Origin of the sequence: Mesorhizobium sp. M1E.F.Ca.ET.063.01.1.1 (assembly GCF_003998155.1) — a bacterium.
GTDB lineage: Bacteria > Pseudomonadota > Alphaproteobacteria > Rhizobiales > Rhizobiaceae > Mesorhizobium.
This window is the reverse complement of the sequence record NZ_RZSC01000231.1, coordinates 1-8,180: the sequence shown is the minus strand read 5'-3', so window position 1 is coordinate 8,180 and position 8,180 is coordinate 1. Positions and strand designations below refer to the sequence as shown.

The window sequence follows — 8,180 nt, the reverse complement described above, 5'->3', positions numbered from 1 at the left end:
TGCCTGAGAGATCGCCTCGTTCCAGGCAAGCCCTCTGGTGTCGAAGCGGTCGAGTCGAGCCCGAAGCAGCGCCTCTATAATCGGCCGATCGGGCACGGCGTATTCGATGACATCGTCGAAACGGCGGAACAAAGCTCTGTCGAGCAGCTCGGGATGATTTGTTGCCGCAATAATCAGGCTGTGGCTGTCGTCTTGCTCGAGAAACTGCAGAAACGAATTCAGCACGCGCCGAATCTCGCCAACATCCTGGCGTTCGCCTCGACGCGCGCCGATGGCATCGAATTCGTCAAAGAAGTAGACGCCCCGCGTCGCCTGCATTGCATCAAAAACAAGCCGCAGCTTTCCGGCAGTCTCTCCCATGAACTTGGTGATCAAACCATCGAGGACGATCGTGAAAAGGGGCAGATGAAGCTCCCCGGCCAATGCCGATGCGGTCATCGTCTTGCCTGATCCTGGCGGGCCGACCAGAAGCAGTTTGCGACGGGGAACAAGCCCGTGCTCGCGCAAGCTTGCTTGTTGGCGCTGCTCTCCCAGCACGCGGTGCAGGCGCGAGCGCAGACTGTCCGGCAAAATCATGTCGGTCAGTCGCAGGTCCGGATAGCGCACATGCAGGAGCCCTGCGAGCTCGCCCTTTGGCTGAAAAAGGGGAACCGGCCGACTGCTCTTGACAATCCGGGCGTCCCTGCTCTTGGCTGCGTCGACCAGATCCTTGAGCTCCTGAGCAAGCTTACCATGGCCTTGACGTGCCTCATGCGCAGCAAGCTGCATCGCGATAGAGAGGAAACGATCCTCGTCGCCGGCAATGTGGCTTTTAAGCAGCGTCACGATATGGCGGGCCGTGGTCATGGCTCTCTTCTGGGGTATCCGTTTACTTGGCGAAGCGCATGCAACCTAAACGCTTTCAACGGCGATTTGTATCGCGCAATGGTGTTTTTTCTCTTGTCGATGTTCGCCCGTGGCAACTTCAGCGGTGAACTGTTGCGCCGCGGTCATAGGCCAGCCGGAATAACGCCGGCCAGCAGACAACAGTCCGCATCTTCGAGCGCTCGAAGTCTGGCCACTCACGCAGCGTGTCGGGTCCGAACGCTCCAAAGCCGCCCCGCCTGGCAGGTCCATGCGACCGATTGCGGGCGTGCGGCCATAAGGTCTACGCGGGCTCGCATGGCTGCCCGCGCCGCTGGCTAAAAAGCTGTACACCATCTCACGAAACACCAGGTCCGCTCCTTTGCCGGCCGACGGTCCATGAAATCCCCTCCCCACTTACGACACCGGAGACCTCCTTGCCCACATGGCGCTCAAGCACCGGCCGCCATGGCACCAGCGTGAACTCGCGCGACTTTTCAACGACGGCATATTTTCCGCTGGCAAGCTCGACGGAGCGGCGGAGCGTACCCTCTACTCGTCCTCCGGATCGCGCTTCGGCATAGGGCAGGCCAAGTTCCTCCGACAGTTGGCCAGCAACACGGTTCAGTTCTCGCTGGCGCAGGATCGAAAGCATGTTGGCTCGATAGACGATCCCATCCTGTTCTTTATGCGCGAGGCCTTGCGCGATCAGCCACTGCCGCCGGCGAGCTTGCGCCTCTCTCACGTCGCGGCCGAAGCCGGATCCGTGCAAAGGCTCGGGTCTATCGGCAACCAGCTCCCGGTCGAGCCAGGTGGCGCCGTTGAAGCTGACCTGTCGCTCCAGCGCCATTGAGGAGAGCTTGTCGGCAACGACAGGCTCGGCCCTGGCCCGCTGGCCCTCATAATTCGCGACGCGATCGAGATGGTCCGGCGCGATGAGCCAGGTGCCGTTCGGCTCTCGCTCGACGCCGCCGGTCGCGCGGCGGATCGCCTCCAGCCGCCGCACATGCGTTCGCGCAAAGCTCTCGGTGGCGGATGGGTCATGCTTCAGGTGCATATCGACGTCGTAACGGCCGCCATGCGCGGCGGCGATTTCGGCGATGGTACGATCGACCTGCCTCGGCTCGGTGTTCCTTGGCGCGACACGCACGATGCAGCCATTAGGCATCGTTTCCATCGCCTCGCCTCTACCGATGTTGATCCAATGGCTCTTACCGTCGACGGCGTCGACGATCATGTAATGGCGGTCATTGATCTCGTCGGCCAGTCCACGCGCGACAACGCGACCGACGAGAGACTGGACGGGCTCGCCGGATCGATCGTGGATCACCCAGTCGGCGGCCCTGCGGGCAAGCCCCTTGCCGGTCAGTTCGCGGTGCATGGTCTTGATGATGTCGCCGCGTTCGCCGGTGCGGCGCAGCGTGGCTTCGAGCTCATCGTCGAGGCGCCAGGAGCCAGCGCCGACCTCCGCGGCCAGACCCATCCGCTCGAGCTTGCGCAGCCGTCCCTGGTGCAGCGTCTGGCGAATGGCGTCGGGACCGCCCGGCGAGACCAGGCCGTCATCATCACGCATGCTGAGCAGCCGACGGTCGATGCTGGTGAAGCGTTCCTGCTCCATTTCCCGGCGCAGGCGAAGCTCAATCTCGCGGTCGGTTCGCGGACCGAGATCGAGGCTGACCAGCTCGGCCGCCCGCTCGCGGATGCCAGATGAGATATATTCGCGCGCGATGACCAGGTTCTCGCCACGGTCGTCCCTGCCACGGACGATGATGTGGCTGTGCGGGTGGCCGGTGTTGAAATGATCGACCGCGACCCAGTCGAGCTTCGTGCCGAGGTCTTCCTGCATCTGCGCCATGAGCCGCCGCGTCAGCGCCTTGAGGTCGTCGTACTCGATGCCGTCTTCGGCAGCGACGATGAAGCGGAACTGATGGCGGTCGCCGTCCGCGCGATCGATGAACGCCTTGCCGTCGACGCGGCCGCTGTCGGCGCCGTAGAGCTCGCCAGGTTCACCTTCGCGGGTGACCCCGTCGCGCTGAAGATAGCGTAGATGGGCACGCGCCCCGTCCGCGCCCTTGCCGGCGAGCTTGACGACCCGCGCCTTGACGATCACCCGGCGCTGGCGGAAGGCGGCATACCGGTCGCGCGATTTCAGCAGTGCGGCGGCCGCCCCGCCGCGCCCTGTCCGGCTTCCTGTGAAGCGACCACCGCGTTGCGGCCGGCCGCCAGCCCGGTTGATCGCCGCACGAACCTGGCCGGCATAGCGTTTGCCGGCCTTCGAGCCGCGCGACCCGATTTTGCCGAGCTTCGGCCTGAACTCGTCATCCTTAATGCGAGCCTCCCAGACATATCAAGCAAAATCAGACACTTACACGTCAAACCCTCTTGGCACCGGCGGCAGCCTCCCGGAAAAACGATGTGCAGACAAAGATTTAACCGCCTCCTGGAGGCGGTACCTTTATCTTGCCTTCCGCGCCCAGCCCCGCCAGACGCGCCCCCGTCCGCCATGGCTAACGCACCGGCTCCTTCGGCTGCGCGCCGTCCTTGCCGAGCGGCACGAAGAGATCGCCGTTTCGCACGCCTGAGTGAACACCGTCATGAATGAAGAACAGCGACCGTCCGAGAGGAGCGATTTGCGCCTTTGGAGCGACAGATTGGCTTTCGAACGCCTCGATGTCGGCCGCCGAAACTCCGGCCGCCTTGAGTTGGTCGAGGTACTCGACGGTCTCTTCTGGCAGCGGTTTGCCACGCTTCAAATGCTCGTCGTAGCGCTCGGGACCGGCATTGTAGGCGCCAAACAGGCCAGGAAATCCGAAGCGGTCATACATGGCACTGAGATAGGCCGTGCCGGCCAGGATATTGTCGCGCGGATCGTGGGGGTTAGGCCCAAGGCCGTGTTCGACCCGCATCTCTTCATAGGTGCCGGGCATCACCTGCATGAGGCCCATGGCGCCAGCGGGGGAGGTGATGGGGCGGCCGCCGCGCATTGTCTTGCCGCCGCTTTCGGCAGCCATGACGGCATAGATCCAGGCTTGGGGAATATGGAAGCGCCGGCTTGCTTCCGATACCAACGTCTGCCACTTTCGCAGCTGCGGACTTTGGGAGATGGCGACCGGCTCAGCGCCGGTCGAGGCGGAACAGGCGCATGGCGCAATGGCGATCATGCCCAACAAGAGGAGGGTCACTCGGTCCATAGTGGTACGAGCCTCCCGATGACATTTTGAGTGGGAACAGGCCCGAAATAGCGGCTGTCGAAGGAGCGGTTTTTGTCGCTGCCGAGCAGGAAAACCTCGTTATCCCCGAGCGCTCGGCAGCCGTTCCACCATGGCAAAGGTCGGCCTTCGGCGTCGATTTTGAGCCGGCGCGCGACGATGTCGCCGCCGATGATGATGGCGTCATTGAAGGCGCAGACATTATCGTCCGGCAGCGCTGCAAGACGTTTTGCCAGCGGCACATTGCGAGGCAGATAGCTGCGCTCGGCGGCGAGATACGCCGCGTATTCAGGCGGGCGCACGAGCACGAGATCGCCACGCGCCAGCGCTCCCGCAGCGATGCGGTAAAGGCCGATCGGCGCGCTGGCCGAGGCGTTCCAGACCAGCCAAGGGGCGGGCTTTCCCAGCGCCGTGAAGCCCAAAAGACCGAGACCGGCCGCGGCCAAGGCGACCGTCTTACGGGCTCGAACACGCCTCAGGCGGCTGCCGATCAGATGGATGGAAGGGCGCCGCCTCATGAACGGCCTCCCGTGCCGCCCTGGCCGGAACCGGCCTTGCCATCGCCGGCGATGGAGTGCTGCGGGTGTCCTTTCGACCAATGGTCGAGTTCGTCGATGTGATAGCGGACATAGCGGCCGTGCTTGCGGAATTTCGGGCCGCCGCCCTTGAGCCGCATCTTTTCGAGCGTGCGCTGGGAGAGCCCGATATAGAAGGCGGCTTGGGCTGTGCTGAGAAACGGGCTGCCCTTTTTCGCGCGGGCCGCGCGTTCGTTTTCGTCGTCCATGATGATCCTCGTTTCGCTTCGGACAAGCGAGGGCGAGGATGGGCGAGGGAGATCGTCTCGGGGACGGGCGAAGAGTCGGGGGAGAGTTTTCGCCGCCCTTTAGGGCGGACGGGGTTTGGGTGGAACTCCTGGGAATGAGCCCCGCGCCGGGGCTGCGGCGCGAGGCTCTTATCTCGGCCGGTCAGTCGGCCGGGTTCCAGATGATGGCGTAGGTGTCGTGATCGTCCTGGCCGGCGGCTCGGCCGAGATTGGCGTAGAGCTTGCGCGGTCCGAACTCCGGCGCTGCAATCGACAGGCTCACATAATCCTTGCCGGAAGTCTCGCCGGTGCGGATCCAGCCAGCGCCGACTTCGACCCCTTGCGTAAGCACCCGGAAGTCGGGATGGTTATCGGCGCTCTTGGCCTGGTTGGGGACGATATCGATGTCGGCGCGGACGCTGAGCGTCTTGAACTGGCCCTTGTAGGCGCCGTTTTCCTGCTTGTTGACGTAACCGATCGCGGTCATTTCGAAGTCTCCTTTTGTGGTTTCGCCGGGGACCATCCCCTGCGATGGCGCACCGTAATGGGCGCGTCAGGACCGCCTGAATCCGACAGGGCCGCAGCGACAGTGAAGGACCCGAGCGGGCAGCTTTTTTGTGAGCGAAGCGGCGCGAGGAAGCCGCCGCAGGCGGCGGGGAAAAAAGCTGATGGCGCGAGGGTTTCGGGCGGCCGGACCCGCCCATAGGTCGACAAGCCAGCCGCAGGGATGGTCCTTGGAGAGAGCATGGAGACCGCTCGCCAAGTGCGGTCTGTCAGCCAAGCAGGACGCCGGGATGAAACGGCCTGCAAAGATGCTGCGCCCTTATGCCGGATCGAGATCGTGCCAGCGGGTCGGGCGCCAGAGCAGACATCCGGCATGGTGCGATCTATGAAAGCAGGGCTCGCCAGCGGGAATTTGATACGCGAGGGGGCCAAAGTAAGGCTGGATGAGAAGCCGGTGCTACCTGCAGGTCCAGTGTCATGTGGCGGCGCTCGGGAAACCGCTACGCAATGTAACGCGCTCTTATGAGGCGAACAGACCGGCCCCAAAACCGATCGACCGGTGGTCGGCGCGAAACGCGTCATGCCTGTCCGAAAGCTGACAGTGGCAGAAGACGCATGTCGGGTTCCGCACAATTGACCATGCTGGATTTGTGAGGTTTTCAGGGAGAGCCATGCGTTCACTTCCCAGTGAGCTTTGGCACGGCATTTGCTCTTGATGTGGCAACACGGATCGAAGGTTGACTGCATGCACAAGCGCGAGATGAGCAATGCTCTCCTTTCCTGGAGGCTTGGCAGCAGATTCGATTTGACGTTGCGAGGAGCTTCAGCCGCTCGCGGCGGAAGTGATCTCAAATCTGAAGGCACCGTTGGGGCCGCAGCCATCAAACACATCTTTCTCTTTTTCGCAGCTCGTCTTCAACGCGATGCGGACTTCTTCGCGTCGACGGCGGCCGAAGGTGGAGAAGGGGCTCGACTTGCAAAAAGGAGTTGTCAATGACGTCTTACGTTCGCACCAACAGCCCGGCGCAGGTGCGCTCACTGTCCACCTTTGGCAAGCATCTGCAAAGGAGCGTGCTGACGGCGACGCTGCTTGCCGCGGCTTCGACGGGAAGTGAAGCGCAGCCCTATGTTCGTGCTGACGGCAGCACGACTGACGACTTGGAAGCGGCGCGAGCAAGTTGGCGTCATGACGCCGAATTCAATGGAAATGTGGGGCTCGCAGCCATCAACGCGGATGCCGCGTATGCGTTGGGTTCCACCGGGGAGGGGGCCAGAGCTCCTCGCCTGCCCTCGTCCGTCTTGACGAGTGCCCGCTTACAGCCTACCTCACTATCGCGTTAGCACTCGTCCATCGCGAGTGCTAACAAAAACCCCTCAACAGCGCACCAGGGAAAAATCCGAAAATGGCAAAGTCGAAGTTCCGCCCGCTGCATGACCGCGTGGTCGTTCGCCGGGTCGAATCCGAATCCAAGACCGCTGGCGGGATCATCATCCCCGACACGGCAAAGGAAAAGCCGCAGGAAGGCGAGATCATCGCTGTCGGCTTCGGCGCTCGTGACGAAGCTGGCAAGCTGGTCCCGCTGGACGTCAAGGCCGGCGACCGCATCCTGTTCAGCAAGTGGTCGGGCACGGAAGTCAAGCTCAATGGCGAAGACCTTCTGATCATGAAGGAATCCGACATCATGGGCATCATCGGCTCATATCAGGCCCTTTCGTCAACTGAATTCCCGGGCTCGATTGAAGCCCCTGCCAGGAGCTAAAAATGGCTGCCAAAGACGTAAAATTCTCCCGCGATGCCCGCGAGCGCATGCTGCGCGGTGTCAACATCCTCGCTGACGCGGTGAAGGTCACGCTCGGCCCCAAGGGCCGCAACGTGGTCATCGACAAGTCGTTCGGCGCCCCGCGCATCACCAAGGACGGCGTCACCGTCGCCAAGGAAATCGAGCTTGAGGACAAGTTCGAAAACATGGGCGCGCAGATGGTCCGCGAAGTTGCTTCGAAGACCAACGACATCGCTGGCGACGGCACCACGACCGCGACCGTTCTGGCGCAGTCGATCGTCCAGGAAGGCCACAAGGCCGTTGCCGCCGGCATGAACCCGATGGACCTGAAGCGCGGCATCGACCTCGCGGTAACCGACGTCGTTGCGACCCTGATCAAGAACGCCAAGAAGATCAAGACCTCCGAAGAGGTTGCCCAGGTCGGCACCATCGCCGGCAACGGCGATGCTTCGGTCGGCAAGATGATCGCCGAAGCGATGCAGAAGGTCGGCAACGAAGGCGTCATCACGGTTGAGGAAGCCAAGACCGCCGAGACCGAACTCGAAGTCGTCGAAGGCATGCAGTTCGACCGCGGCTACCTCTCGCCCTACTTCGTCACCAACGCCGACAAGATGGTTGCCGAGCTCGAGGACGTCTACATCCTCCTGCACGAGAAGAAGCTGTCCAACCTCCAGGCCATGCTGCCGGTTCTCGAAGCCGTCGTGCAGACCTCGAAGCCGCTGCTCATCATCTCGGAAGACGTCGAAGGCGAGGCTCTGGCCACGCTGGTCGTCAACAAGCTGCGTGGCGGCCTGAAGATCGCCGCCGTCAAGGCGCCGGGCTTCGGTGATCGCCGCAAGGCCATGCTGGAAGACATCGCCATCCTCACCGGTGGCCAGGTCATCTCGGAAGACCTCGGCATCAAGCTCGAGAACGTCGGCCTCAACATGCTCGGCCGCGCCAAGAAGGTGTCGATCTCCAAGGAGAACACCACCATCGTCGACGGCGCCGGCAAGAAGGCCGAGATCCAGGGCCGCGTCGCCCAGATCAAGCAGCAGATCG

Annotated in this window: 8 protein-coding genes and 1 pseudogene; 3 read left to right on the top strand and 6 right to left on the bottom strand. The window is 62.8% G+C overall.

The annotated features are described in order from the left end of the window. The 6 genes from EOA29_RS17555 to EOA29_RS17530 form a co-directional block, all read right to left on the bottom strand. Positions 1–846: ATP-binding protein (locus EOA29_RS17555; protein ID WP_127221206.1), on the bottom strand; the 846-nt coding region annotated here is incomplete at its 3' end. 355 nt (positions 847–1,201) lie between these two features. Next, positions 1,202–3,172 carry a relaxase/mobilization nuclease RlxS gene (gene rlxS, locus EOA29_RS17550; RefSeq protein ID WP_024505648.1) on the bottom strand — a complete coding sequence of 657 codons (1,971 nt, stop codon included), beginning with the start codon at positions 3,170–3,172 and terminating at the stop codon, positions 1,202–1,204. Between the two features lie 178 nt (positions 3,173–3,350). Then, the gene (locus EOA29_RS17545) at positions 3,351–4,034 is read right to left on the bottom strand and encodes a lytic transglycosylase domain-containing protein (protein ID WP_024505647.1); all 684 of its coding nucleotides are present in this window, start codon (positions 4,032–4,034) and stop codon (positions 3,351–3,353) included. After that, positions 4,022–4,570 (bottom strand): S26 family signal peptidase, encoded by a 549-nt coding sequence (locus tag EOA29_RS17540; protein ID WP_024505646.1) that lies wholly within the window; start codon positions 4,568–4,570, stop codon positions 4,022–4,024. The genes EOA29_RS17545 and EOA29_RS17540 overlap by 13 nt, the downstream gene beginning before the upstream one ends. Then, complete coding sequence (locus EOA29_RS17535; RefSeq protein WP_024505645.1) at positions 4,567–4,836, bottom strand: helix-turn-helix domain-containing protein; 270 nt, start codon at positions 4,834–4,836, stop codon at positions 4,567–4,569. Before EOA29_RS17535 ends, EOA29_RS17540 begins: the two co-directional genes overlap by 4 nt. Positions 4,837–5,017: 181 nt before the next feature. Then, on the bottom strand, positions 5,018–5,341 hold the full coding sequence (locus tag EOA29_RS17530) for a DUF736 domain-containing protein (protein ID WP_024505644.1): 324 nt from the start codon (positions 5,339–5,341) through the stop codon (positions 5,018–5,020). Positions 5,342–6,351: 1,010 nt separating this feature from the next. Between EOA29_RS17530 and EOA29_RS42260 the strand changes: the two genes are divergently transcribed. From EOA29_RS42260 to groL, 3 genes and pseudogenes are all read left to right on the top strand, one after another. After that, complete coding sequence (locus EOA29_RS42260) at positions 6,352–6,699, top strand: hypothetical protein (protein WP_063169239.1); 348 nt, start codon at positions 6,352–6,354, stop codon at positions 6,697–6,699. Between the two features lie 62 nt (positions 6,700–6,761). After that, positions 6,762–7,055, top strand: a pseudogene (gene groES / locus EOA29_RS17525) (co-chaperone GroES); the annotation flags it as partial. A gap of 65 nt (positions 7,056–7,120) precedes the next feature. Beyond that, on the top strand, positions 7,121–8,180 hold a 1,060-nt coding region (gene groL, locus EOA29_RS17520), incomplete at its 3' end, for a chaperonin GroEL (RefSeq protein ID WP_127221205.1).

Excerpts from the sequence above, each read along its gene's own strand:
- EOA29_RS17545 (WP_024505647.1), bottom strand. The coding sequence starts at position 4,034 with ATGGACCGAGTGACCCTCCTCTTGTTGGGCATGATCGCCATTGCGCCA.
- EOA29_RS17540 (WP_024505646.1), bottom strand. The coding sequence starts at position 4,570 with ATGAGGCGGCGCCCTTCCATCCATCTGATCGGCAGCCGCCTGAGGCGT.
- EOA29_RS17535 (WP_024505645.1), bottom strand. The coding sequence starts at position 4,836 with ATGGACGACGAAAACGAACGCGCGGCCCGCGCGAAAAAGGGCAGCCCG.
- EOA29_RS17530 (WP_024505644.1), bottom strand. The coding sequence starts at position 5,341 with ATGACCGCGATCGGTTACGTCAACAAGCAGGAAAACGGCGCCTACAAG.
- EOA29_RS42260 (WP_063169239.1), top strand. The coding sequence starts at position 6,352 with ATGACGTCTTACGTTCGCACCAACAGCCCGGCGCAGGTGCGCTCACTG.